General features: G+C 45.4%; 21 protein-coding genes. 15 read left to right on the top strand and 6 right to left on the bottom strand.

Features of this window, described 5'->3' with window-relative positions; translation table 11 throughout:
- Positions 1 to 5: 5 nt before the first annotated feature.
- The 6 genes from IAE45_RS07650 (at position 6) to IAE45_RS07625 (ending at position 8372) form a co-directional block, all read left to right on the top strand.
- Positions 6 to 2432, top strand: coding sequence for a flavocytochrome c (locus tag IAE45_RS07650; RefSeq protein ID WP_077453163.1), 2427 nt, complete (start codon positions 6 to 8; stop codon positions 2430 to 2432).
- Positions 2433 to 2522: 90 nt separating this feature from the next.
- On the top strand, positions 2523 to 3752 hold the full coding sequence (locus IAE45_RS07645; RefSeq protein ID WP_200125699.1) for an L-lactate MFS transporter: 1230 nt from the start codon (positions 2523 to 2525) through the stop codon (positions 3750 to 3752).
- 221 nt (positions 3753 to 3973) lie between these two features.
- A complete protein-coding gene (locus tag IAE45_RS07640; RefSeq protein WP_200125697.1) occupies positions 3974 to 6082 on the top strand; it encodes an SH3 domain-containing protein in 2109 nt (702 codons plus the stop codon).
- Between the two features lie 241 nt (positions 6083 to 6323).
- Positions 6324 to 6827 carry a general stress protein gene (locus IAE45_RS07635; RefSeq protein WP_008376644.1) on the top strand — a complete coding sequence of 168 codons (504 nt, stop codon included), beginning with the start codon at positions 6324 to 6326 and terminating at the stop codon, positions 6825 to 6827.
- A 266-nt stretch (positions 6828 to 7093) separates the two neighbouring features.
- Positions 7094 to 7660, top strand: a complete 567-nt coding sequence (locus IAE45_RS07630) for a hypothetical protein (protein ID WP_086293544.1) — start codon at positions 7094 to 7096, stop codon at positions 7658 to 7660.
- 298 nt (positions 7661 to 7958) lie between these two features.
- The gene (locus IAE45_RS07625) at positions 7959 to 8372 is read left to right on the top strand and encodes a phosphate-starvation-inducible PsiE family protein (protein ID WP_005232820.1); all 414 of its coding nucleotides are present in this window, start codon (positions 7959 to 7961) and stop codon (positions 8370 to 8372) included.
- A gap of 33 nt (positions 8373 to 8405) precedes the next feature.
- On the opposite strand, the gene IAE45_RS07620 is transcribed toward IAE45_RS07625, so the two are convergent.
- From IAE45_RS07620 to IAE45_RS07610, 3 genes are read right to left on the bottom strand one after another with little or no spacing between them, the layout of a single operon-like run.
- Positions 8406 to 10277, bottom strand: a complete 1872-nt coding sequence (locus IAE45_RS07620) for a fructose-1,6-bisphosphatase (RefSeq protein ID WP_200125695.1) — start codon at positions 10275 to 10277, stop codon at positions 8406 to 8408.
- A complete protein-coding gene (locus tag IAE45_RS07615) occupies positions 10267 to 11085 on the bottom strand; it encodes a pyruvate, water dikinase regulatory protein (RefSeq protein WP_005226564.1) in 819 nt (272 codons plus the stop codon). Before IAE45_RS07615 ends, IAE45_RS07620 begins: the two co-directional genes overlap by 11 nt.
- Before the next feature lie 12 nt (positions 11086 to 11097).
- Entirely contained in the window at positions 11098 to 11733 is a 636-nt protein-coding gene (locus IAE45_RS07610) for a helix-turn-helix transcriptional regulator (protein ID WP_077453152.1), read from the bottom strand.
- Positions 11734 to 11923: 190 nt separating this feature from the next.
- On the opposite strand from IAE45_RS07610, the gene ppdK reads away from it, so the two are divergent.
- Positions 11924 to 14557: a pyruvate, phosphate dikinase gene (ppdK, locus tag IAE45_RS07605; RefSeq protein ID WP_200125693.1), complete on the top strand. Its 2634-nt coding sequence runs from the start codon at positions 11924 to 11926 to the stop codon at positions 14555 to 14557.
- An 82-nt stretch (positions 14558 to 14639) separates the two neighbouring features.
- Here ppdK and IAE45_RS07600 read toward each other — a convergent pair whose 3' ends face one another.
- Complete coding sequence (locus IAE45_RS07600; protein ID WP_200125691.1) at positions 14640 to 15032, bottom strand: YbaN family protein; 393 nt, start codon at positions 15030 to 15032, stop codon at positions 14640 to 14642.
- Positions 15033 to 15204: 172 nt separating this feature from the next.
- Between IAE45_RS07600 and IAE45_RS07595 the strand changes: the two genes are divergently transcribed.
- The 4 genes from IAE45_RS07595 to IAE45_RS07580 all read left to right on the top strand — a co-directional run bounded on the left by IAE45_RS07595 (position 15205) and on the right by IAE45_RS07580 (position 19480).
- The gene (locus tag IAE45_RS07595) at positions 15205 to 16014 is read left to right on the top strand and encodes an aldo/keto reductase family protein (protein WP_200125689.1); all 810 of its coding nucleotides are present in this window, start codon (positions 15205 to 15207) and stop codon (positions 16012 to 16014) included.
- Positions 16015 to 16299: 285 nt separating this feature from the next.
- Entirely contained in the window at positions 16300 to 18345 is a 2046-nt protein-coding gene (locus IAE45_RS07590) for a methyl-accepting chemotaxis protein (RefSeq protein ID WP_200125687.1), read from the top strand.
- A gap of 268 nt (positions 18346 to 18613) precedes the next feature.
- Positions 18614 to 18808: a hypothetical protein gene (locus IAE45_RS07585; protein ID WP_077453146.1), complete on the top strand. Its 195-nt coding sequence runs from the start codon at positions 18614 to 18616 to the stop codon at positions 18806 to 18808.
- 78 nt (positions 18809 to 18886) lie between these two features.
- Positions 18887 to 19480 (top strand): DUF1989 domain-containing protein, encoded by a 594-nt coding sequence (locus IAE45_RS07580; protein WP_077453144.1) that lies wholly within the window; start codon positions 18887 to 18889, stop codon positions 19478 to 19480.
- A gap of 202 nt (positions 19481 to 19682) precedes the next feature.
- Here IAE45_RS07580 and IAE45_RS07575 read toward each other — a convergent pair whose 3' ends face one another.
- On the bottom strand, positions 19683 to 20453 hold the full coding sequence (locus IAE45_RS07575) for an OmpA/MotB family protein (protein WP_077453142.1): 771 nt from the start codon (positions 20451 to 20453) through the stop codon (positions 19683 to 19685).
- A 13-nt stretch (positions 20454 to 20466) separates the two neighbouring features.
- Positions 20467 to 21231 carry a flagellar motor stator protein MotA gene (gene motA / locus IAE45_RS07570; protein WP_005232810.1) on the bottom strand — a complete coding sequence of 255 codons (765 nt, stop codon included), beginning with the start codon at positions 21229 to 21231 and terminating at the stop codon, positions 20467 to 20469.
- 620 nt (positions 21232 to 21851) lie between these two features.
- Between motA and flgB the strand changes: the two genes are divergently transcribed.
- From flgB to fliF, 4 genes are read left to right on the top strand one after another with little or no spacing between them, the layout of a single operon-like run.
- On the top strand, positions 21852 to 22199 hold the full coding sequence (gene flgB, locus IAE45_RS07565) for a flagellar basal body rod protein FlgB (RefSeq protein WP_442784171.1): 348 nt from the start codon (positions 21852 to 21854) through the stop codon (positions 22197 to 22199).
- A 21-nt stretch (positions 22200 to 22220) separates the two neighbouring features.
- Positions 22221 to 22637 (top strand): flagellar basal body rod protein FlgC, encoded by a 417-nt coding sequence (flgC, locus tag IAE45_RS07560; RefSeq protein ID WP_200125683.1) that lies wholly within the window; start codon positions 22221 to 22223, stop codon positions 22635 to 22637.
- A 7-nt stretch (positions 22638 to 22644) separates the two neighbouring features.
- Positions 22645 to 22968, top strand: coding sequence for a flagellar hook-basal body complex protein FliE (gene fliE / locus IAE45_RS07555; RefSeq protein WP_081117647.1), 324 nt, complete (start codon positions 22645 to 22647; stop codon positions 22966 to 22968).
- Positions 22969 to 22995: 27 nt separating this feature from the next.
- Positions 22996 to 24618, top strand: coding sequence for a flagellar basal-body MS-ring/collar protein FliF (gene fliF, locus IAE45_RS07550; protein ID WP_050790974.1), 1623 nt, complete (start codon positions 22996 to 22998; stop codon positions 24616 to 24618).

Genomic DNA, 24618 nt, shown 5'->3' with positions numbered 1-24618 from the left:
TAGTCATGAAATTTGTCGGTCTAATCGGAACGAACGCCAAAAAATCCACCAATCGCCAATTAGTGGCGTTTATGCAGCGGGAATTTGCTGCCCTAGCAGAAATTGAACTGCTGGAAATCAAGGATGTCCCAATGTTCAATGAAACACAAGATCAAACCAATAGTGAAGTGATCCAACGGTTAAATAGCAAGATTTTAGCAGCCGATGGGGTGATCATTGCGACACCAGAGCATAACCATTCGATTCCTTCCGCATTGAAAAGCGTCTTGGAATGGCTCTCCTTCAATCTCCATCCCTTTGATGGCAAACCGGTGATGATCGTCGGTGCATCCTACGATGTACAAGGTTCCTCGCGAGCACAGCTGCATTTGCGCCAAATCCTTGATGCACCGGGTGTCAATGCAACAGTTATGCCAGGAAATGAGTTCTTGTTGGGACGTGCGCATCAAGCCTTTGATGAACAAGGCAATTTAAAAGATCAACGAACGATCGACTTTTTGGAAAGCTGTTTCCGCAAGTTCGTTCGGTTTACGGAAGTCGCTAATTTGTTGAACGTACCAGAAGAAGTCGTTTATGAGCCTGGCGAATACACCGTCACAGCACCAGGACATAACGGGGATCTACCAATGGTCGTCAAATTGAGCGAAGAACGGATCGAAGCTATCGATATCGATACGTCTGGTGAATCCGAAGGGATCGCTGATGTCGTTTTCGTACGGATCCCTCAAGAAATTATTGAAGGGCAAACCTTGAATGTCGATGCGATCTCTGGTGCTTCCGTTACGAGTAACGGTGTCGTCGATGGGGTAGCAAAAGCCGTGAAAATGGCTGGTGCGAACCCCGATATCTTGCGCAAACGTCCAAAAGCCGCCAGTGCTTTGCAAACAGAAGATGAAACGTATACCACCGATGTCGTTGTCGTAGGTGGTGGCGGCGCGGGTCTGAGTGCAGCTGCCAGTGTGCTGCAAGCCAATAAAGACGTGATCTTAGTAGAAAAATTCCCAGCGATCGGCGGCAATACCGTACGTACTGGCGGACCGATGAATGCCGCGGATCCAAAATGGCAAAACGGCTTCTCCGCATTGCCTGGCGAACGCAGTGCTTTAGAAGAAGTGCTGACGATCGATGAACAAGAGATCGATGCAGAATACTTGCCAGACTTCAAAGCTTTGAAGGCACAAATCACTGCGTATCTTTCAGAAACGACGCCAGAAAAAGAATACTTGTTTGATTCTGCTTTGTGGCATCGAATTCAAACCTATTTAGGCGGAAAACGCAAAGATTTGAATGGGCAACCGATCTATGGGAAATACGAGCTAGTGAAGATCTTAACGGATCAAGCATTGGATTCAGTGAAATGGCTAGAAGAAATCGGCGTAGAATTTGATATGAACAATGTCGATATGCCAGTAGGAGCGAAATGGCGCCGAGGACATAAACCAGTCAAAAACGAAGGGTATGCCTTTGTCTCTGCTTTGCATCAATTCGTGAAAGAGCATGGGGGAACGATCTTAACTGATACGCCTGTCAAAGAATTATTGATCGAAGATGGCAAGGTTACTGGAATCATCGGGGAAGGCCGTAATGGTCAAAAAGTCACGATCCATGCCAAAGCAGTGATTTTAGCTTCCGGCGGGTTCGGAGCGAACACCAAAATGTTGAAACAATACAATACCTATTGGACAGAGATCGAAGACGATATCAAAACGTCAAATTCACCAGCGATCACTGGTGACGGGATCAAGCTAGGAGAAAGTGCTGGGGCGGACCTTGTTGGCATGGGCTTTTCGCAAATGATGCCCGTATCTGATCCAAACACAGGGGCTTTATTCAGTGGGCTGCAAGTGCCACCAGCTAACTTTGTGATGGTCAATCAAAAGGGTGAGCGCTTTGTCAATGAGTACGAAAGCCGCGATGTATTGACCCAAGCGGCGATCGATAATGGCGGATTGTTCTATTTGATCGCGGATGAAGAAATCAAGAAAACCGCTTATAACACGAGCCAAGAAAAAATCGATAAGCAAGTAGCTGCTGGTACGCTGTTCCGCAGTGAGACCTTGGCTGGCCTAGCAGAGCAGATCAATGTTGATCCAGCCGTCTTAGAGGCGACCGTTGCGAAATACAACAGCTATGTGGATGCTGGGAAAGACCCAGAGTTTGGCAAAGATGTTTTCGACTTGAAAGTGGAAAAAGCGCCTTTCTATGCCACACCAAGAAAACCAGCGGTTCACCACACGATGGGGGGATTGAAGATCGATCCGCAAACCCACGTGTTGACGAAGGAAGATCAAATCATTGAAGGGCTGTATGCAGCAGGAGAAGTTGCTGGGGGGATCCATGCCGGCAATCGCTTAGGCGGCAATTCGTTGACAGACATCTTCACTTTTGGCCGGATTGCTGGAAAGACAGCAGTCGCAGAACATCTCGAATAAAAAGCCTTGCGCGTTGTGACTCGTCACGCGCGCTAGCTTTTGAAAAAACATGTGAATAAAGTAACATGCTTAAAACAAAGGAGAGAAAAAATGGAAACAAAAATCAATCGTTGGCTGATTCTGATCGCTTCGACCGCTGTATTACTGTGTACGGGCGCTGTATACGCCTTTAGTGTTTTTGCAGGACCTCTTAGTCAATTAAAAGGTTGGTCCATGGAAGAGATCATGCTAGCCTTTACCATCAATGCCGCAGTTGGCCCGATTACCATGATTTTGGGTGGTTTGCTGACAGACCGAGGAGCCGCTAGATGGGTCATCGCTGGTGGAGGCGCTTTGTTCGGAGCGGGCTTCTTCCTGACGGGTTTGGTCAACTCACCCGCCATGCTGTACCTGACTTATGGAGTTTTTGCTGGTTTAGGACAAGGCTTTGCCTATTCGGCTTGTTTAAGCAATACGATTCGGTTATTTCCGGATAAACGGGGACTGGCTTCGGGCTTGATCACAGCAGGCATGGGTGGAGCAGCGATTATTGCCGCACCAATTGCGAATCGTTTGATCGAATCACAAGATGTCTTAGCAGCCTTTCGGATTTTAGGAATTGCCTATATCGTGATCGTCTTGGTGGCTAGTCTATTTATTCGTAAAGCACCAGAAAATTACCGTCCAGCAGGTTGGCAACCAGCGGATCAAGGAAAAAATGGTCCTCAAATCAATCTAAATTGGCTGGACATGCTGAAGACACCAACTTTTTACTTGATTATTGTTATGTTAGGGGTAGGGGCTTTTTCAGGTTTGATGATTGCTTCTAACGCCTCAGTGATCGGGCAAAGTATGTTTGGTTTGACGGCGGCTGCCGCTGCTTTTTATGTCAGCTTGTACTCATTGAGCAACTGTTTTGGTCGTGTCCTTTGGGGCACCGTTTCTGATAAAATTGGTCGGACGAATACGTTGATGATCATCTATGGTGTGGTGGCATTGTCCTTATTCCTATTGACGCTTGGTCAAACAACTGTGATCTTCACTGTCGGGATCATCGGTTTAGGACTGTGCTTCGGGGGCGTGATGGGGGTTTTCCCATCGATCGTTATGGAAAATTACGGACCGATCAATCAAGGGGTCAACTATGGAATCGTCTTTGTTGGTTATTCTACGGCGGCATTCTTTGGTCCTAGAGTGGCAGCAGCAATCGCAGAAAGTAACCAAGGAGATTATACAAAAGCCTTCTATACGGCAATTTTCTTGGCCGTTTTTGGGCTTGTTCTCAACATAGGCTATGCGATGCTAAAAAAAGCCCAAAATCCCGCACCTGTTATTAAATAACAATTCACCAAAAGCAGTCTTTTTGATAAAGGCTGCTTTTTTGGTGCCAAAACCACTCTTTTTTCTTTTTTTAGAACAGAGTATTGGCACATGAAGCAAAAGAGAAAACTGTTTCATAGCAAGAATTTATCTCGTTGATTTCACTGTTTTTTCATCTTAACCCCCCATTTTTTAATAAATCGTGTTACAATAAAAAAAGGCTAATACGACGGAGGGATTAAATGACAATTCGTAAAGAACGACGCCGCTTAGAAAAGCGCTTGAAGCGCACGCAATATACCCAAAAAAGTATTACGATGGCTACTACTTTAGTAGCGGGATCAACGTTTATCCCGACCTTAGGGCATGCGGCTGAAACGGCAACGGCAGAAACTAGCAACGACCTTAAAGTCGTTGAACAAACAACAATCAGCAGTACACCTGAAACCGACAGCACGCCAGTTGAGGAAACCACAGAATCGACGCCAGCACCTGTTGTGACCGAAGAAACTTCGGAAACGACGGAGGAGTCAGGGACGGAAGCAGTTACTGAGGGATCAGAAACAGCGACGACAGAAAGCACAACAGTCGCTAGTGATGAAGTCTTAGAAGCAGATGAAGTACCATCAGCCCTTTCTGATTTGACTAGTCGGGCATTATTTTCACGGGCAACGATCGATCCGGCTGCCTTTATCAGTCAGATTTGCGGCTATGCAACGGAAGTGGCGGCAGCAAACGATCTGTATGCCTCTGTTATGATGGCACAAGCGATTTTGGAATCTGGTTGGGGCGCCTCGACTTTGACGACCACGGCCAACAATATGTTTGGGATCAAAGGCAGCTACAATGGCCAATATGTAACAATGGATACGTATGAAGATGATGGTTCCGGCAATTATTATTTGATCAGCGCTAAGTTTCGGAAATACCCATCATTAAAAGAGTCTTTTGAAGACAATGCATATGTGTTGCGCAACACGAGTTTTTCTAGCGGCAACTACTATTACAGCGGTGCATGGAAAAGCAATACGACCTCTTACACGCAAGCAACCGCTTGGCTACAAGGGCGGTATGCAACCGATACTTCTTATGCCAGCAAATTAAACAATTTGATCAGTACGTATAATTTAACGCAATATGATACTGGCAGCTCAAACACAGGTGGCGGCAATAGCAATGAAACGATCGTCAGTGATGAAACAGCGATCAATCAGCAGATGAAAACCACGGCCTCTATGAATATTCGTTCCGATGCTTCCACGAGTGCCTCTATTACTGGTTCGTTAGCAGCTAATACGACGTTTACGGCAACGGCGACCAAAACCGGCACCAGCGTCAATGGCAACACCACGTGGTATAAGATTTCTGGCAAAGGTTGGGTCAGCGGCGCGTATTTGACGAAGGTTTCGACCGACTCTTCAAACAACAATAGCGGATCAGGCAACACCGGTTCTGACAATAGCAATTCTGGTACGACGATCAATAAGCAAATGAAGACGACGGAAGCGATGAATATTCGTTCTAGCGCGTCCACTAGCGGATCAGTGGTGGGCTCGCTTAGCAAAGGCACGACCTTTACTGCCACTTCTATGAAAACCGGTACATCAGTCAACGGCAATAAAAATTGGTACTATGTCTCTGGCAAAGGTTGGGTCAGCGGCGCCTACCTTACTGAAGTGACCAACAATAATGCTTCTGAAGCGGAAAAAGAAGACAATGGTTCAAGCATCAATCAACAAATGAAAACGACGGCCGCATTGAATGTTCGCTCCGATGCTTCTACTAGCAGCCGTGTCGTGACAACGCTTGGTCAAGGGGTGACCGTTACCGTGACAGCGAAAAAGAACGGCACTTCAGTGGAAGGCAATAAAACGTGGTACTACGTTTCTGGCAAAGGTTGGGTCAGTGGTGCCTACTTGACAACAACCAGCAGCTCTTCCAATAATAACGGTTCAACAACCACAAATCAGCAAATGAAAACCACCGAGATTTTAAATGTTCGTTCCGATGCTTCTACCAGCAGCAGTATTACTGGTTCTTTAAGCAAAGGGGCAACCGTCACGGTTACCGCAACAAAAACCGGGACGACCGTCAATGGCACGAACAAATGGTATTATGTTTCTGGGAAAGGTTGGGTCAGCGGTGCCTACTTAACAGCTGCTAGCAGTGGGGCTTCTAATACGAATACCAGCAGCAGTAGTTCAACGAAGACGCATACGGTGAAATCAGGTGACAGCTTATGGTCACTGGCACAAAAATACAACACCAGTATCAGTCAACTCGCATCATGGAACAACATCAACAGCAGCTATACGATCTTTGTCGGACAAAAACTGATCGTTTCCAAGTAACAAGCAAAAAAACCGCGTGCAAGCCATTGGCTCACGCGTTTTTTTTATGCTGGATCAAGCGTTCACTAAGCTGCTAGCGGTTTATCAAGAAACTACTTGTTTTTCGTAAGCGCAATCAAACTATTTGGTCAATCATAGAACCCTGCGTTAGAATGAAAGAAGCAATAGAAATTGCTAGTCTTAAAAGAATTGCTTCAGAACCAGAACAATCGAAGCGTACACAAAATAAGGAGGATTTCACATGCACAACAGAAACCTAACGATTATTGGCAGTTACGACACTCGAACAGAAGTATTACCGGTTATTGAGCAATTGACAAACGAAGGCTATGGCAAAGAGGATATCGTGCTGTTTGCGAATCAAACAGTCATCGATCAATTTGGGTTAGAATCCATCGATGATGTGGAAGTGGAGCAGGCAGCTAGTGAGGATGAAGATCGTTCGCTTTGGGAAAAAATCAAAGATGCTTTTTCTTTCGGCGATTCCGATCATAGGCATGATGAGCATGATCCGTTATATGGTTATCGTGATGACCTTGAACGAGACAAACTCGTTGTCGGCGTCTACGATTATCAGCCGATGGACAAAATAACCGATCGTGATGCAGATACTGGTCCGATCATCGATCAACCGTTACCAGGCGAAACAGCGATGCCTGATGAGTCCGTTCATCCAACGCCGCGCATGGGAGACAGTGATATTGAAGCTCCGATTCATGACCCGAATCATCTGCGTAACTTATAAGTAGAAGGACTTCTTAAGTAAAGGAACCATTAAAGCCAGAGGAACGAGCATCCGTCGTATCTGCCAACCCTTAGTGAAGGGATGGGCCCGCAGGTGATCGGCAGTTGTCCTCGGGCTTTTTTTGTGCAACGGACAATCATGTCTTTGTCATCTTTGAAAATAAAACTTAATTTGTTGACGGTTGCTTTTTTTTGTATAATATAAGAATGAGATAGATCGTTGTCGGAAGGTCCAACCACTTTTTTGGGGAAAGGATGGGGAGTGCGATGAAATTCAAGTTCAATATGCAGTCGGCATTAGTCAGTTGTTTTGTTGCGGTTTTTTTGAGTGTGGCGATCAATCAAGACGCCAATGCCTTTGTTGCCGCGCCCTTTGTACGAGATTCTTCCAGTAGTTCCTCTGAGCCACCTTACCAGACAGCAAGCAGCAGTATCGAAGAAACCTCTGATTCCAGTCAGATTTTTTATGAAGCCAGTGTTAGTTCTTACACACCGTCTTCAACGACTAGTCGCTCGATCGAAGCGTCGACAAATGAAGGCACGTCTGTTTCCGTAAGTGAAGCAGAGACAGAGCCTAGCGTCAGCACTTCAGCAAGTAGCGAAAGCAGTTCGAGTACCGCGCCCAGTGGCGGATCAACCACCACCAGCGATACTTCTAGCAGTAGCGCTAGTAGCAGTTCTTCAAGCTCTTCCAGTACGAGTTCGACCAGTACTACAACAAGCAGCTCCAGCAGTGAAACGACTGAGCCGTCTTCAGAAACCTCCAATAGCGACGAGGAAGCCGCGGAAGATACGAGTGAAAATGTTGATCTAACAGTCGAAGGGGCTCACTGAGCCTGACTGTAAAAATCAATCTCATCTAAAGGGACCATTTCAGCTAGGCCTTGTGCCTAGCTTTTTTATTTGCTTATGTTCAGAGCCATGAACACACCAAGTGAACGAAAGATGCGCGATTTCTCACTCTGAGACATCAAAAAATAGCAAAGAGGAAGGTTTTGTTGGCGGATTGCTGGAACAGAAAAGAGCCGTCTTACGTTTTTATTCACTGCCTCCATAAAAAAAGCTGGACTTGCAAGCATATCATAAAGTGATTCTGAGTAGTTTCGCTATAATAAGTGCGAGGAGGGGTGTTATGGGAAAGTATTTTAAGCACTTCGAAAAATTGATTAGTGTTGTGGTTGATATTATGTTAGGACTGTTGGTTCTGTTGGTTTTGGTGGTGATGGCGGAAGCGATCTACAAAATCGTTGTCCATGTGATCCCACTGCATGAAGTTAGCGATCTTTCTTTATTGATCGAAGAGATCGCAACATTGTTTATTTTACTGGAAATTATTTTGATGTTATTGCGTTACGTAAAAGAAGGTCACCATATTCCGGTGCGCTACTTGATTTTGATCAGTATCACAGCGATTTTAAGGGAGCTGCTTTTAGCGCAAGGAAAAGGGTTAGAAACGCTCTTTTTAGCCTTAGCGATCTTGGTCTTGATCATTGTGCTGCAGGCGTTGGAAAAACTCAAAGCCTTTCATAGTTCCAAAGGACTGTAAAAAAAATCATCCGATTGGTTGACGAATGACTCGTCAAGGGATCGGATGATTTTTTAATTCTTCAAAAAGCACGCGGCTTTCTTGCTGTAGCCGCTTGCCGATATCTGTTTGCCCTACCGTTGTTCTTTCCGTTTGCCGCACGACGATTTTTTTCTGAGTGACGATGTCACGTCGCTGCTGGATGGCTTGCTGGCGATCTGTAAAGGGTTGATGGGCTGCTAAGGTCATACCAAAGGAATTTGACAACAGCGTGTAACCGGCAATGCCTGTGACGGATTGGTAGGAGCGGGAAAGTCCGCCATCAATTACCAATAAACGACCATTTGCCTTGATGGGCGTCTCACCTTTACGCACTTTGACAGGGGTGTGGCCATTGATGATGTGACCTGTCGGCGGCAGACCGAAGGCAGCTAGGACACGGCAGCAGAAATCTTCGTTTTCCCTTAAAGAATAATAGGCATTTTTTTGTTCTTTATGGGTGTTGCGATCTGCTATAAAGTAGCGCTCAAAGGTTTTCATGGCTTTTTTGCCGAAGAGGGAAGAGCCTTCGCCACACCAAAGATACCAGATCATATCGGTGGCAAGGTCTGTTTGGTTTTCTGGTTGGGCAAAGCTTTCCTGCAAACATTGCTGAAAAAAGTCCATCAATGCTTTGCCTGCTAAGGGCTGCTGCTGGAAAGTAAAGGCCAGGAAATCGCCGTTTTCCCGACAAGGCAGGCAGCCGTGATACAGCAGGTTGTCGTTGAAGCGCTGGTACAATGTGCCATGCTCGACCAAAAAGCGCATATGCGCAGCTAAGCGGGGCGAGCATTGAAATTGGCTCAGCAAATCTTGCAGTACCTCATGTTCTTCGGCTGTCAAACGGTAAGGATCATCGGGATCTACTAGTTGAAAACAGCCGTTGATCAAAGGATAGGTCTGGTCTAGCTGGATTTGTTGCCGATCTTGAGACAAGCGATGCAACAAGCAGCGCTCTGCCATCGCAAATGCTGGACGCCGCTGGATCACGGCTGCTTCGACTTTGAATTGGATGATGGCAAATGCCTGCTGCAAAAGCATGGCGGCTTTTTTTTGTTGGCTTGATAAAGGATCCACTGTTTTTTGCGGATAAAAGCCTTCATTTTCTGTGTAATATTTTTGGCTAAAAGCCAGTGCTTTTGATAGATCGATCCCATAACCATCTTGTAATAATGCCAGATTGCCGTAGCGAGCAGCGATGCGAATCGTATTGGCCAAACAGGGCAGCGAGCCGCAAAAGCTACCGATCCACAAGATATCATGGTTGCCTAGCTGAATATCCAGTGAAGGCAAAGTCATCAAGCGATCGACGATTTTGTCTGGCGCCGGTCCTCGATCATAGATATCGCCTAAGACATGGAGATGGTCCACTACGAAGCGTTGAATCAAGTACGCCAACTCTTGGCAAAAAAGCGAGGCTGCCTCTAATTCGATGATCTTATCAAAAATCGCCTGATAGTAAGCTTCTTTATTGAAGTCGGCATCATATTGGTACAACAGTTCTTCTAAGATGTAAGCAAAAGAAGTCGGTAATGCTTTGCGTACCTTGGAGCGTGTGTATTTACTGGAAGTAAAGCGGGCAACTTTCACTAGCTGTGCCATCTTCAAGCGCCAATCGGCAGGGGTCCAGGCCTGTTCTTGTAATAGCTCCTCTGGATAATAAATGACAAAACAAAGTTCGGTCTGTTCTTCTTTCGTCAAGACGCCAGTAAACAAAATCTCGACTTTTTCTCGGATACTGCCAGAACCATTCCGCAAAATATGGTCAAAGGCATCGTATTCGCCATGCAGATCGCTGACAAAGTGCTCGGTGGCTTTCGGCAGCTGCTGGATGGCTTCCAAGTTGATGATCTCGGTCAGGTTTGCCAAGGCGTCTTTATTGAACATGGGCCTGTTCTTTGGCTTGTTCTTCAATCAGCATCGCGCTTTCTTCAATGGAGCGTTTGCTGACATCGATCACCGGAATGTTAAGCTTTTTGAACCATTCATTCGCGTAGGCTAATTCTGCTTCGATTCGTTCACAATTGGTGTAATGGGTCTCTTCTTTCAAGCCCAATGAATGCATCCGGGACCGCCGGATTTCCGTAAGGGATTCTGGATTCGTAGTCAAACCGACCATTTTCCGTGGGTCTACTTGGTGCACTTCGGCTGGCAAAGCGACTTCAGGAATCAAAGGCAGATTCGCCACTTTGTAGCCACGATTTGCCATGTATAGGCTCAATGGGGTCTTTGAGGTTCGCGAAACCCCTAAGAGGACAAAGTCAGCATCGAGAAATCCCCGTGGGTCTTTGCCGTCGTCGTATTTTACGGCAAATTCCATCGCTGCCACCCGGCTGAAATATGCTTGGTTCAAGCGATGCAAGGCACCAGGCTCTTGGACGGCTTCTACACCGAATGTTTTTTCTAGCATCGTGGTCAAAGGCGACATAAAATCGACATACTGCAAACCAGTCCGTTTGGCAAAGGCATCAACAAAAGCGACTAATTCTTTATTAACTAAGGTGGTAACGACGATCGATTTGTCTAGCAAGGCATCTTTGAGGATCTCGCCTAAGCTCTCTTCATCATTAGTAAAGGGAAAGAGCTGGATATCTGAAAGGTCGATCGTGGGAAACTGCGCGGAAACGGCGGCGATCAGCTTTTGTGCCGTTTCGCCTACGGAATCTGAAATCAAATATATTCGAACGTTCTTCATTGTTTTTGCCCCCTAAAAGTGTGTGTTGTCACTGTCATTGCCTGCTTGAATAAAGTAATTCATCAGACGTGTCTTCGTGATTTTGCCGATGACTTTTTTTGGTTCCTGCGGATCGACCACAGGCAAGGTATCGACTTCATGTCGTCCTAACAACGTACCAGCCGTCAAGATCGTTTCTGCCGGTGTGATGGTCACGATGTTTGGCATGCGAGTCATGATCATCGCTACGGGTGTTTTTTCCGGTGCGGCATTGCTGATCGCAAAGCGCAGCAGATCTTTGCGGGAGAGTACCCCGATCAGTTCGTCTTGGTCATTTTTGACATAGAGGGAACCGACATCGTACATAAACAAAGTCGTGACTGCTTCATAAACGGAGACCGTTTGTGAGATCAGCAACGGTGGGATCATGACTTCTGCAACTTTGGTATGGTAGAGTTTTTCGAAAAGCAAAGGCTCAACGGTTTGTCCTGTGTAGAAATAGCCGACTTTCGGTCGGGCGTCTAATAAACCGGTCATGGTTAAAATCGATAAGTCATTCCGCAAGGTTGCGCGGCTCAAACCCAACTGCTTCGCAATGGTCTCCCCACTGATGGGCTGATGCTCTTTGACGATCTCAATGATTTTCATTTGTCTTTGGCTTAATTCCAATGTGTCACCTTCTTTCTTTTATGTGCTATGCTATTGATTATATGATTTTCCGAATGAAAAGGCAATCCTTCTCTTTTAAAAAGGATAAATCCCTTAAAAGTTTTCTTTTTTTGGCTTGACGATTAAATGTGTCATACTATATACTGCTAATTAATCGAAATAGTATATAACATTTAAAGGGAGGAACATGATGGAAAAAGCAGTCGTATGGTTTTCAGAAGGCACGAAAGAGCAAAAAGCACTATTAGGCGGGAAAGGGGCAAATCTTGCGGAGATGACCAATTTGGGTTTGCCTGTTCCTCAAGGATTTATCGTCCCGGCCACCATTTGCCTGACCTATTTAGAAGAACAGGTTCTTCCTGAGGCGATCATCAAGCAAGTCAAAGCTGCCATCGAAGAATTGGCAGTCCGCAGGAACAAAACATTTGGCGGACTGCAGTCGCCGTTATTGGTTTCTGTCCGCAGTGGTGCCAAGTTTTCCATGCCAGGGATGATGGATACGATCTTAAACCTTGGGTTGAATGATGAAACCGTCCAAGGGTTGGCTCAGCAGACGGGGGACCCCGTCTTTGCTTATGATTGTTACCGCCGTTTGATCCAGATGTATGGGGATGTGGTGAAAGGTGTAGCAAAAGAACACTTTGAAGCCTATTTGACAGATTATAAGAAACGGCAGAATTATGTGTCAGACCAAATGATGACCGGCAATGATTGGCAAATGATCTGCCGCGTGTTTCAAAGTATTTATATGGAACATACTCAAGAAGCGTTTCCCCAAGACCCGTTTCAGCAATTATTGGCAGCCATCACGGCAGTTTTTCGCTCATGGAACAACCCACGGGCCAAGACCTACCGTTCCCTCCATCGGATCCCTGACGATCTAGGGACTGCCGTAACGATTCAAGAAATGGTTTTTGGCAACAGTGGGATAAATAGTGGGACGGGTGTCGCCTTTACCCGCAATCCAGCAACCGGGGAACCGGGACTTTTCGGCGAATTCCTAGTGTGTGCCCAAGGGGAAGATGTGGTTGCTGGCATTCGTACACCACAACCGATCCAAGCGTTGGCACAGCAGCATCCCATGATCTATCAGGAACTAAAGCAACTGGCTGAGGGTTTGGAGGATCACTATCAAGACATGCAAGACATTGAATTTACCATCGATGACGGCCAGTTGTTTGTCTTGCAAACAAGAAACGGCAAACGAACCGCCGCTGCGGCAGCACAAATTGCAACGGATATGGTCGCAGAAGGTCGGATCACTATCAGGCAGGCACTAGATCGCATCACACCAGAAATGATCGATCAATTGCTGCACCCGTTATTTGCCCCCGAAGCCTTACAGCAAGCCGAAGCCTTTGCGCAGGGCTTGCCGGCTAGTCCAGGGGCAGCTTCAGGACATGTCTATTTCACTGCAGAGGCAGCGGAAAAAGCCAGCCGCACAGGAGAAAAAGTCCTGCTGCTGCGGCAGGAAACCTCACCTGAAGATATTGAAGGTATGGTGGTGAGTGAAGCGATCATTACCGCTCGTGGGGGGATGACTTCGCATGCGGCGGTGGTCGCCCGTGGTCTGGGGGTCTGCTGTGTGGTAGGGTGCGAGGCATTAAGTGTCGATGTATTTTTGAAGCAGGCTCGCTGTGGTGAGTTGCTGATTGAAGAAGGTGACGTGCTTTCGGTAGACGGCAGTACTGGCAAACTGTATCAAGGGAAGCTGCCTATGACCAGTGTCCAGGAGCGAGTCTTATTGGATCAGCTTTTGACGTGGGCACAAGCCCAGGCAGATCTAAAGGTTTACGCAAATGCGGAAACGAAAAATGACATTGAGGCTGCGCTGGCCTTTGGTGCAGCGGGCATCGGCTTAGCACGGACGGAGCATATGTTTTTTGGGGAAGCGCGTTTGTGGAAAATGCGGGAAGTCATCTTGGCAGAAACAAAGGCGGAACGATTGGCGGCGTTGGCTGAGATCAAGGCATATCAAAAAGCCGATTTCCAAGAAATGCTGCAGGCCGCGCAAGGAAAGAAGTGCACGATTCGTTTATTAGATCCGCCACTCCATGAATTCTTGCCCCATGAGCATGAACGCCTTGAAATGGCTCGCCGTAGTCAAAAATCATTGGCAGTGATCGAGCGGCGAATTGACGAACTGCAAGAGGTCAATCCCATGATGGGGCATCGCGGCAGCCGCTTAGGACTGAGCTATCCAGAAATTTATGAAATGCAAACAGCGGCGATTTGTGAAGCGGCTGTGGAGTTGCGGCAGCAAGGAGTCGAGGTAGAGGCGGCGATCTTATTGCCCCTGATCAGTTTGCCTGCAGAGCTGCAGGTGTTGAAAGAGACGTTGACACAGGTGATCGCTCAAGCAGAAGCAACCCTGCAGCAACCGTTGCACATCGAGATCGGCATGATGATCGAGACACCTAGAGCGTGCTTGATTGCTGGGGAGTGTGCTGAAGAGGCGGCGTTCTTTAGTTTTGGTACCAATGACTTGACCCAAATGACCTTTGGCTTTTCGCGGGATGATGCCGGTAGCTTTATTCAAGCCTATTTGCAGTCGGGGATCTTACAAGAAGATCCTTACCAGCACTTAGATCAGGCGGGCGTTGGCACATTGATGCGTCAAGCGATCGCTGGCGTAAGAGATCGTCAGCCAGAGCACTCGATCGGTGTTTGTGGCGAAGTCGGCAGCGATCCCTATTCCATTGCATTTTTGCGAGAGATCGGCATCGACTATGTTTCTTGCTCCCCATACCGAATTCCTGCTGCCTGGTTAGCGATCGCCCAATCGGCCCCCATCATCGAAGAGGCGTCAGTGGGCTCCCGCTAAAATAGGAGAAAAAAATACACCGCAGTCCACTAGCAAGGTTCACTTGCTTGGTGGATTACGGTGTGTTCGTGCAGCGTCGTTCTTACAGGGGCTGATCCGTTTTTTGGATCGCAGGTTTGCGTCCTTTTAAATACCAAGTGATCCCAATGACATGGGCGAGGTAGATGGCAACGAGGACGAAACGTACCAGCAGATTAGGGATCAATAGTGCAGGAATTGCAAAGACTACCAGCATCATGGCAAACATCCGAACCATTCCCTTAGTGCTCAGCTGTTTTTGTACGAGTGGTTTTTCAATGTATTTTTGATAATTTTCTGATTGAACCAAGCGTTGATAATAGGTATCGGAACTCCGCAGCCAGAAATAAGCCGTCAGCAAGTAAAAGACCGTTGTAGGTAAGAAAGGCAAAAAGATTCCTAACGTACCTAAACCGAATGTCAGTGATCCACAAAGAAAAAACAGTGTTTTTTTCAAAAGTAACCCTCCTTATTTGGGTGTTTCGTGTCTTACCCTCAGTATAACGGAGGAGGGGCAGCTTGAACATGCGTTTTGTGCTTTTCCCCGTTTTTTAGCGGCAATAAGAGTTTTTCTTCCCCATACTCCTGCTTTTTTGATAGACTAGAAACAACACAAAGGGGGAAGCAGCATGGAAACGATTGAATTGAATACCGGCATTCAGATTCCAGTGATCGGCAGTGGGACGAATACATTTGGAAAAGAAAACCGAGAATACCAAGGTGCGATCAATGATGATACGACAGAGCTATTGACTGCCATCAAGCTTGGGTATCGGCATTTTGATACGGCGATTTCTTATCGCAACGAAGCCGTGGTAGGCAAAGCCATCAAGGAAAGCGGGATCGACCGCAGCGAATTTTTCCTGACTTCTAAGATTCCTGGCAAACCGGAGTACACGCAAGATGCAGCTGCCGTGAAAGCGTCTGTTGAAGCGAGTTTAGCAGCCTTGCAGACGGAATCGATCGATCTTTATTTGATCCATCATCCGTGGGACAACTTGGCAGAGATTGCCGCTGTCTGGGCGGTTCTTGAGGCTTATGTCGATAAAGGAGTCTTAAAAGCGATCGGGGTGTCCAATTTCCAAGAAGAAGAACTTAGCTATTTATTGGCAAACAGTCGGATCAAACCAGCGGTCAATCAGATCGAATCGCATCCGGGCAAGTGGAATGATGCGATCATCGCGTATTCCTTAGCCAATCAGGTAGTGCCAGAAGCCTGGGGGCCACTTTCCCGGATTTCAGAAGCGGCTCGGGAAACCTTGGCCCAAATCGGTGAAGCGTATCAAAAAACCTGGAGCCAAGTGGTCTTGCGTTACCAAATCGAGCGTGGGGTGATCGTGATTCCGAAATCCCATTCAGAAAAACATCAAGCCGAAAATTTAGCGCTCTTTGATTTCGCTTTGACGGCGGAAGAAAAAGCTGTCATCAAAGAGTTATAGATAATAAAAAGCAGTCCCATTAAATGGGACCCTACAGCCAGTGCGGAAACTTCCGTGCTGGCTATTTTTATGCAGTCGCAACGCTCCTTGATGACTGAGGAGCTTTTCTATTCGTTACAACAGCAACCGTAAGCCTTAGCAAAAAAGAAAATGCGCTTGCAGCCGTTTCTGCCAATGAACCCTCTTAATCATTCAAAGAAATAACCGATTATCCTTACTAAGGGTCGTCTATGGACGAGTCTTCATTGGATCGTGTGAAATTGGAAATGAAGGAGTGGCACAGTTGTGAAAAAAAGAAAAAAGACGATAGGAATTTATGTGATGATCACCTTGATGCTGGTTGCGGGGATCCCGATCATTGTCATGCTGACAAGTTCCTATTTAACCACCAAGAACTTATTGATTGAACGAAATGATTTGAACAAAGAAAGTGCCGTCAATTTGATCTTGGCGGAAGAAAAGAGTTTGCGCCGATCGACGGAAAGCAAATTGAAATCAATGGCTGAACTGCCAGCGATGAAAACAGAATTCAGTATGGGGCGTATCCGTTCAGATCTTTCTTTAGCGATTGCTGGAAGCAACAGCTTCTTAGCAGTGACTTTTGGGACAGAAGATGATGAGTATGTGACCTTCAATCCCTTACCGGATGATTATAAGCCTACGATTCGTCCGTGGTACAAAGGGGCCGTGAAAGCCGAAGGAGAAGTGTATTGGACAGCACCTTATTTAGATACGGTGTCGAATCAATTTGTGACGTCGGCTTCAATCAGGGTCAAAAATTCCCATAATCAAGTGGGGGTTTTAAGCGTCGATGTTTCCTATGAAAGCATTCAAAACATCTTGTCTTCCTTTACCGTAGGGCGGACTGGGAATGTCACCTTAGTTTCAGAATCTGGGGTCATCGTGACCTCAAAAAACACCAAACAAATCGGTAAGAATATCAAAGAAGAAGAAGTATTCCAAAAAATCAAAGAAGCTAAAGATCCGACAGGCATGGTTGGCTTAGGCGACTCGAATAAAGTCAACGATGTGTTGTATGACAAGTCTGCTGATTCCAATGTTTGGGCGTACTCCGAAGTCAAAGCTAGTGATCTAGACAAAGAATTAGGAGCGTTAGTCCGCACCACCATTATCGTTACGATCTTGATGTTGCTCTTTGTAGGACTGGTTTCTTATGCCGCGATCAAAGTAGTCGCAGCAATCATCGATTGCTTCAATCGTTACTTTAGAAAAGTTGGTGAAGGCAAACTAGAGAAGATGAGCAAAACCAAAAGAGCCAAAGGCGAAAAATGGACATGGGCGCAATTGGCACGCCGAGTTGTTTATCCAGACAAAGCAGGCAATGAGATCCAGCAAATGGCGGACAATTACAATGTGATGATCGAAGGCACGGGTGCATTGATCCAAAAAGTCCAAAAAGAAAGCAACAGTGTCGCAGGAATGTCGGATTCTTTATTAGAATTGTCAAAACAAACCAATATTGCGACAGAAGAAGTCTCTCAAACCATTACAGGTATTGCTGAAGTGACCGGTGCTCAAGCCCAAGAAACAGAATACAGCGTGTCCCAAATGCAAAACCTCTCGCAAGTCGTGAAAGAATTACGAGAAAATGTTGGCGGCATGAGCAGCAAATCGCAAGAATCTACGAAGATCAATCAAGAAAACTTAACGATCATGGATCAAGTCGATGACAGTTGGCGACAAGAGTTGGCACAGATGGAGCGCTTGATGTCGAACATGACGGGAATGAATGATAGTATCCAAAACATCAACTCGATCATTAGGGTCATCAACGATATTTCTTACCAAACCAACTTGCTAGCCTTGAATGCATCGATCGAGGCCGCAAGTGCAGGTGAGTCGGGCAAAGGCTTTGCCGTCGTGGCTGCTGAAATCCGTAAATTGGCGGAACAAAGCAAAGCCTCTACCAAAGAGATCGAAGCGATCATTGAAGAAATTCGTGAGCAATCTAGTCAAATGGTTAAACAAACGTCGGCGTCTGTCAAAGGTGGCGTTCGCCAAACCAACTTGATCAAAGAAGCGATCTCGTCTTCAAAAGAAGTTTTCCAACGCAGCAGCTATATGATCGAAGGCATCCATCATATTGAAGCAGCCAGTGCCCGTATCGAAAATATTCAAAACAGTGTACTGGAAAACTTAGAAAACATTTCCGCATCAACGGAAGAAAATGCCGCTGGTACACAAGAAGTTTCCGCAAATGCAGAAGAAGTCTTGGCAACCATGGATGAATTTACCAACCATGTGGCAGACCTCAGAGACATTGCAGAAGAGTTGAAGCGATTGACCAATCGTTTTGAAGTGGAGAAATAATTGATTGTCTAGCGAAAGCTGATTAACCCCCCCATTACCAATAAATTCGTTGGTAATGGGGGTTTTTCGATGGAGATAGTCAAAAAAAGCCGTCAAATGGGCTAAAAAGGTTTGTCAGAAAACCGCGGGGCAAGGCGTGAAACATCTGTTATAATGAAAAAAGCAGCAACCAGTGGGGATCTTTTGCCAAATAAAAACTTTAAAAGGTGACGTATGGTTGATCATTATGAAAGCGCATAAAAGATAGAGGAGAAAAGGGGGGAGATAGTTGCTGAAGATCTTTGGAAAAGAATACCAATTGATTCGTCTCGCTTCTTGGTTGATATTGGTTATGGGTATCATCATTTTAGGCTTAAATGGGTTGCTTTCAATGGTTTTTGACATTCCTTTTATTGACCATTCCACATTGGTGGGCATTGTCCTCATTTTTTATGGATATTGCAATTTGTTTTTCAAGGAGTAGTATTTGGCTAGGAAACAACTACTGTTCCTATTAAGAAAAGTAGAGAAAAGGGATTTTCATTGTTTAGGAGGGGAAAAAATGGCGGAAGAATATATGATTGAAGCACAAAGTGGTGCTGCAGTATTGGTTAAGAGTGGTAGTAAGATTGAGATTATCGATGTAGAAGGACAACAAGTAGTTGATTTTTTTGCGGTTAATCCAACAGATCCTAAAGAATACTTGTCTGCTGGAGTCACTATTGATTGTAATGAAAGTTTGAAGGTCAGCACAGGGGATCGTCTCTATACCAATCAGTACAAGAAAATGTTTACGATCGTTGAAGATGATGTGAAGGAACATGACTTGTTGCACCCATGTTGCCGTCCAGAGATGTATGACTTTTTTTATGATACTGGGAAAAATCACCCTAGCTGCTTGGCAAATATCAATCGATCACTGATGGATGTTTTAGGACACCAACGAGATGAAATCACGCCGTTTAATATTTTTATGTATACAAAAATATTACCTAATGGCAAACTTTCCGTCGAGACACCTTTGTCAAAAGCGGGAGATAAAATCGTCTTAGTAGCAGAAATGGATGTGTTACTTGCAGTCGCCGCTTGCAGTGTTTCTGAAAGTAGTTGCAATGGGGGAGAATGTACCCCGATTAAACTGGTCATTGAAGAATGATTGGTCATAGGTAATGAGTGTGCAGCGCCTACGCTAATAGTATACTTTTTGCTATATTTCTAAGAGAGCCGACATTCTCTTAGAGTGATTGGCAGGATGTCGGGACTGAATGGTTCTTGGTTTGATTGCTGCACCAGCTACCTCAGGAAAAACGATCCCCTATTATTTATAAGGGATCGTTTTTTTGTTTAAATAAGTCCATTCATTGAGTAACTGCCGCTTCGGTTCGTTGGATGATCATCTCCACGCGGCGGTTTTCCGAGCGGCCTTGGGGGGTGTTGTTATCGGCTTTCGGTTCGGTATCGGCAAAGGCTTGAATGGCAGCATTTTTTTCTAAAACAGCGCCTTTGCTGATGAAGTATTCCATAACGGTAATGGCACGAGCGGAACTAAGATCCCAGTTAGATTGGTAGCGGCCATTGCCTTTTTCCGGTACGTTATCGGTATGCCCGGCGATCACGATTTTGTTAGCTTTTAGTTTTTTCAGTGAGTCCGAGAGTAGATCCAGTGACTGACGAGTGGTGTCCGTGATCTCGGCGCTGCCAGAGGCAAACAAAATACTGCTAGCTAACGTGATATGCAAGCCATCAGATTCCAAGCGAACTTCTGTCTGGTCTTTTAATCCAGAAGCGGCGAGTTCTTGTGACAGCTGGTCGCTGATTTTTTCTAGCTGTTGATTTTCCAGTTGGGTCCGAACTGCTGCTTCTTGCGCTTGTGCTTCGGCAGAAGTGGCGGCTTTTTTTCGCGGCGTGGTCTCGCCCATATCGATCACTGACCCGATGACGGAGGCATTGCTGTGGTGGCTGGAAAGGATGGTGCCGAATTCGCTTCGGATTTCTTGGAACTTCTCATCATCGACTTTCGCCATGGCAAACATGACGATGAACAAAGCCAGCAGTAAGGTCAACATATCCGAGTAAGGCAAAAGCCACGCTTCGTCTACATGTTCTTCATGTTTCTTTTTTCGTTTCATGTCGCTTCACCCTTTATAATTGTTCTTGCCGTTTTTTTGGATCGATCAAGCTGTATAATTTTTTCTCAATGCTTTTCGGTGATTGTCCGGCTTGGATCGCTAAGACCCCTTCCACGATGATCGACATCATTTGGACCTCTTGCTCCGATTTTAAGGTCAGTCGTGAACTAAAGGGAATGAACAGCACATAACCGAAGAAAATACCGTAAAGGGTCGCCACGAAAGCCGCCGAGATCATATGACCCAGTGCTTCTACATCCTCTAAATTGCCTAGCGCCCCAATCAGTCCGATCACGGCTCCTAACACCCCTAAGGTCGGGGAACTCGTGCCGGCGGTTTTAAAAATAGCCGAGCCGATGCGATGCCGTTCTTCGATCCCATAGATCTCATTTTCCATGATTTCTTGGATCTGTTCGGCAGCGATGCCATCCACCACCATTTCCAAGCCCTTTTTTAAAAAAGGATCTTCTAAGTTTTGGATAGCACCTTCAAGAGATAGTAGGCCATCGCGCCGAGCTTGGTTGGCTAATTCAACGATGGTATTGATGGTTGTTTTTAAGTCGTATTCTTTATTTTTCAGCAGAACGCCGAAGATCTTCGGGATTTTTTTGATATCACTGCTGGGAAATGAATTGATAACGGCTGCGATCACACCGACGAAAATGATGATCGCGGCTGCCGGATTAATCAAAACGGCCACATTGGCACCTTTTACAATCATCCCAACCACCACAGATATCAATCCTAAAATAATACCGATCAGCAAGAAAAAATCCATTTGTTGCGTCCTCCTAAATTCTATTTCCAGGTTTTAAACCCTCATTTATTTTATCGGTGAATTAAAATCATTCTTAATAGCAAAAAAAAATAATCCAAAAAATAACTAAAATAAATTTTCTGCTTCTCTTTTTTTTGTTCTTTTTTTGACAAGTTTCGTCAAATTTTTGAAATGGTACAGCTTGCAATTTTTGTGAATATTTATAGATGGTACCGTTTTTTTTCGTGAAGTATTTCTCAGGGTTTGTCATACCATCAAACACAAATGAAAATGTTTTAATCAATTTTTCGAATAATGCTTGTTTTTTTATCAAAAAAATGATTTTGATCAAAAAGTATAGATATGCTTGTAAAACGCTTTATATCGATCGTTTACTTTTTATAACTGGGGACGAAATTGCGATGAAACAGTGTTTAACAAATAACATAACATACCTGTAACTTAAATGTCATATCCGTAAAGTTGCAAAAATCAAATTGTAAAATAAAAACAATTCTACTATAATGACATCACGTCTTCTTGTTTTTTTAATCTATAACAAAAAAATCAATAAATATATTTGTTTCTGTTCCATCGGTGAAAAAAACGTTTGGTACAGAAGGTGGAAGGAGCAATTATTGTTGGATACCTATGATTTATTAAAAACAGCCATGAACGTTTCTGCACAACGCGCAGAATTGATTTCGTCTAATATCGCCAATGTCAACACGGATGGGTACAAAGCAAAACGCATCGTGTTTGAAAGCGAATTAAAGCAGGCACTCGCTTCGTCAGGGACCGACGCTGCAGTTTCTCAAGTAAAACCGAAAATCACTGAAAATGCAACTACCAGCATCAAAGACAACGGCAATAACGTGGATCTTGAAGTGGAGATGTTGGATCAAGCAGCCAATGGGTTATATTACAGTGCATTGACCGCACAAGTCAACGGACGCTTGCAAATGATGAACCTTGTATTGAGTAATTGATAGAAAGCGCAGGAAAAATAAATGGGTATGTTTAACGGACTAACGATCAACGCGAGCGGTCTAGCATTGGAACGGTTAAAACTAGATACGATCTCCAGCAATATCGCAAATGTAAATACGAATCAAACACAAACAACCGCGGCTTATCAAAAAAAGAGTATTCTTTTTTCAGAAAATTTAAAAAATAGCCGTGAAGGTACACCGACTACATACGGTGTCAAAGTGACGGGGATCGCTGCCGATGAGACAGAAAAGCTGACCTATGATCCTACCAATCCCGCTGCCAACGACGAGGGATATGTCGGTCAATCAAATGTGGATATTGCCGATGAAATGGTGGCAATGTTGCAAGCGGTTCGAACGTACGAAGCCAATGTTTCTGCTTCAGAAATGAATAAAACGATCTTGAAAAAAGCATTAGAAATATCAAAGGGGTAACGAGAAAATGGATGGACTTTTAACGACAGGATTAACAGACTACCAAAACGTTTTGCGGACACTAGGCACGGGGGCTGCTTCAAACGAGACCAGTGTTGCAGGCGCCAAGGAAAATCAGTTTTCTTCTTACTTGACCCATGCGGTCGATCAGTTGAATCAAAAAACGGCGGTCATGGATCAAGATACTGTAAATTTGATCACCGGCGATGAAAGCGATCTAGGCAATGTGATGATTCGCATGACGGAGGCGCAACTGGCGCTACAAACAGCCGTTCAAGTACGAAACAAGTGTTTAGAAGCTTACAATGACGTGAAAAATATGCAGTTTTAGCAGTGGGTGAGGGAATAAGGATAAATGATGGATAAAGTGAAAGAATGGACAGAACAACTCAAAGACCGTTGGCAAATGCAAAGCTCTTTAAAGAAAATGATCGTTGTTCTTTCCGTTATCAGCGTTCTCGGAATCACAGCAGCTGTTTATTATTTAAATACGCGAATTGAATACGGTATCTTGTTTACGGATCTAAGCGATGCCGATGCGGGAACGATCAGCAAGGATTTGGATGAACAGCAGATCGCCTACAAATTAGCCGACAATGGGACGACTATTTTGATCGATAAGGACCAAGTCGATGAATACCGCATCAATCTTGCCGTGGACAATAAGTTACCAAATACCAGTACAGGCTTTGAATTATTTGATGATGCCAACATGATGACAACGGATGAAGACCGCAAAATCATGTATCAGCGGGCAGTAACGGGCGAACTACAGCGAGCAATCGAGTCGATCGATGCGGTCAAATCCGCCAAAGTTTTACTCGTGATGCCAGAAGAAAGTGTCTTTTCTTCGGAGGAAAGTGCGCCGACGGCCTCTATCGTGTTGTCCTTGAAAAATCAGCAAATCTCAGACGAGTCCGTGCAAGGGATCGTTACCTTGACTTCCGGCGCAGTGGAAAAGCTGAAGCCTGAAAATGTAAAAGTCGTTGATAGCGCGGGCAATACGTTGACTAGAACCGAAGATGAAGCCAGTCAATTAAGTGGCTTAAACAATAAATACATTGCCATCAAAGATTCCTATGAAAAAACGCTAGAAGAAAAAGTAGCGAAGTTGCTGACACCGATCTATGGTGCAGACAAATTCCAAGTGTCGATCAATTTAGACTTGAATTTTGACTCGATCGAGCGGAAGAAAGTCACTTATGATGACCCAGAGATCAAGAGTGAAACAGTGCAGGCAGCTGGTTCGCAAGGGACCGTCCAAGAAGCCCAAACAGGGACTGTGGATGACAATGTCTCCAATGTGACGGGCACGGACGGAGAGGGGAACAATTCCTACAGTCGCTCCGTTGAAAATGAATTGGATACCGAGACCACTACGACCATTACGGCTCCTGGCATGATCGAACGAATGACCAGCTCAATCGTGATCAATGCGAACCTTTCGCAAGCGGATCAAGCAGAATTGCAGCAGTTGATTGCTAGCGCCGTCGGCTATGACAATGATCGTGGCGATCAAATTGCGATCCAAGGGTTTGACTTTGCCCAAGCAGAGGTTGATCCAGCCGCTGATCCTCAAGGGAATGAACAGATTGCAGCTGCCAAAGGTTATGTCAAGTATGCCATCATCGGCGGTATCGTGTTGACCTTGTTCTTGGTGATCTTAATGATCGTTGGCGTGATCCGACGCCGACGCAAAGAAGACGAGTTGGAAGTGGATGTGACGGATGAAATGGTCACTTTTGCACAACCATCCGCTGCTAGTATCGGAGCGAGTAACCCGGTTGCACAAGAAGTCGTTTTTGGCGGTGTCGGTAACCGGTCTGCTGAAACGAAACCAGCGGTGCCAGAAGCATCCACACAAGAAGCCACAGCAGAACATACAGGAGAACCAACATTGGATCAAACGGCTAGAAATTATGCCGAAAGCAATCCTGAAGTAGCGGCGGAATTGATCAAAGCTTGGATGAAAGAAAAATAA

Origin of the sequence: Enterococcus sp. S53 (assembly GCF_016516865.1) — a bacterium.
Taxonomy (GTDB): domain Bacteria; phylum Bacillota; class Bacilli; order Lactobacillales; family Enterococcaceae; genus Enterococcus_D; species Enterococcus_D innesii.
This window is presented reverse-complemented; position numbering and strand designations above follow the sequence as displayed.

Bases quoted from the DNA above. Each gene is read 5' to 3' on its own strand.
- fliF (WP_050790974.1), top strand. From the start codon at position 22,996: ATGGATAAAGTGAAAGAATGGACAGAACAACTCAAAGACCGTTGGCAA.
- motA (WP_005232810.1), bottom strand. From the start codon at position 21,231: ATGGATTTTTTCTTGCTGATCGGTATTATTTTAGGATTGATATCTGTG.
- IAE45_RS07640 (WP_200125697.1), top strand. From the start codon at position 3,974: ATGACAATTCGTAAAGAACGACGCCGCTTAGAAAAGCGCTTGAAGCGC.
- flgC (WP_200125683.1), top strand. From the start codon at position 22,221: ATGGGTATGTTTAACGGACTAACGATCAACGCGAGCGGTCTAGCATTG.
- IAE45_RS07635 (WP_008376644.1), top strand. From the start codon at position 6,324: ATGCACAACAGAAACCTAACGATTATTGGCAGTTACGACACTCGAACA.
- IAE45_RS07595 (WP_200125689.1), top strand. From the start codon at position 15,205: ATGGAAACGATTGAATTGAATACCGGCATTCAGATTCCAGTGATCGGC.
- IAE45_RS07630 (WP_086293544.1), top strand. From the start codon at position 7,094: ATGAAATTCAAGTTCAATATGCAGTCGGCATTAGTCAGTTGTTTTGTT.
- IAE45_RS07580 (WP_077453144.1), top strand. From the start codon at position 18,887: ATGGCGGAAGAATATATGATTGAAGCACAAAGTGGTGCTGCAGTATTG.
- fliE (WP_081117647.1), top strand. From the start codon at position 22,645: ATGGATGGACTTTTAACGACAGGATTAACAGACTACCAAAACGTTTTG.
- IAE45_RS07620 (WP_200125695.1), bottom strand. From the start codon at position 10,277: ATGTTCAATAAAGACGCCTTGGCAAACCTGACCGAGATCATCAACTTG.
- IAE45_RS07615 (WP_005226564.1), bottom strand. From the start codon at position 11,085: ATGAAGAACGTTCGAATATATTTGATTTCAGATTCCGTAGGCGAAACG.
- IAE45_RS07575 (WP_077453142.1), bottom strand. From the start codon at position 20,453: ATGAAACGAAAAAAGAAACATGAAGAACATGTAGACGAAGCGTGGCTT.
- IAE45_RS07650 (WP_077453163.1), top strand. From the start codon at position 6: ATGAAATTTGTCGGTCTAATCGGAACGAACGCCAAAAAATCCACCAAT.
- IAE45_RS07645 (WP_200125699.1), top strand. From the start codon at position 2,523: ATGGAAACAAAAATCAATCGTTGGCTGATTCTGATCGCTTCGACCGCT.
- IAE45_RS07625 (WP_005232820.1), top strand. From the start codon at position 7,959: ATGGGAAAGTATTTTAAGCACTTCGAAAAATTGATTAGTGTTGTGGTT.
- ppdK (WP_200125693.1), top strand. From the start codon at position 11,924: ATGGAAAAAGCAGTCGTATGGTTTTCAGAAGGCACGAAAGAGCAAAAA.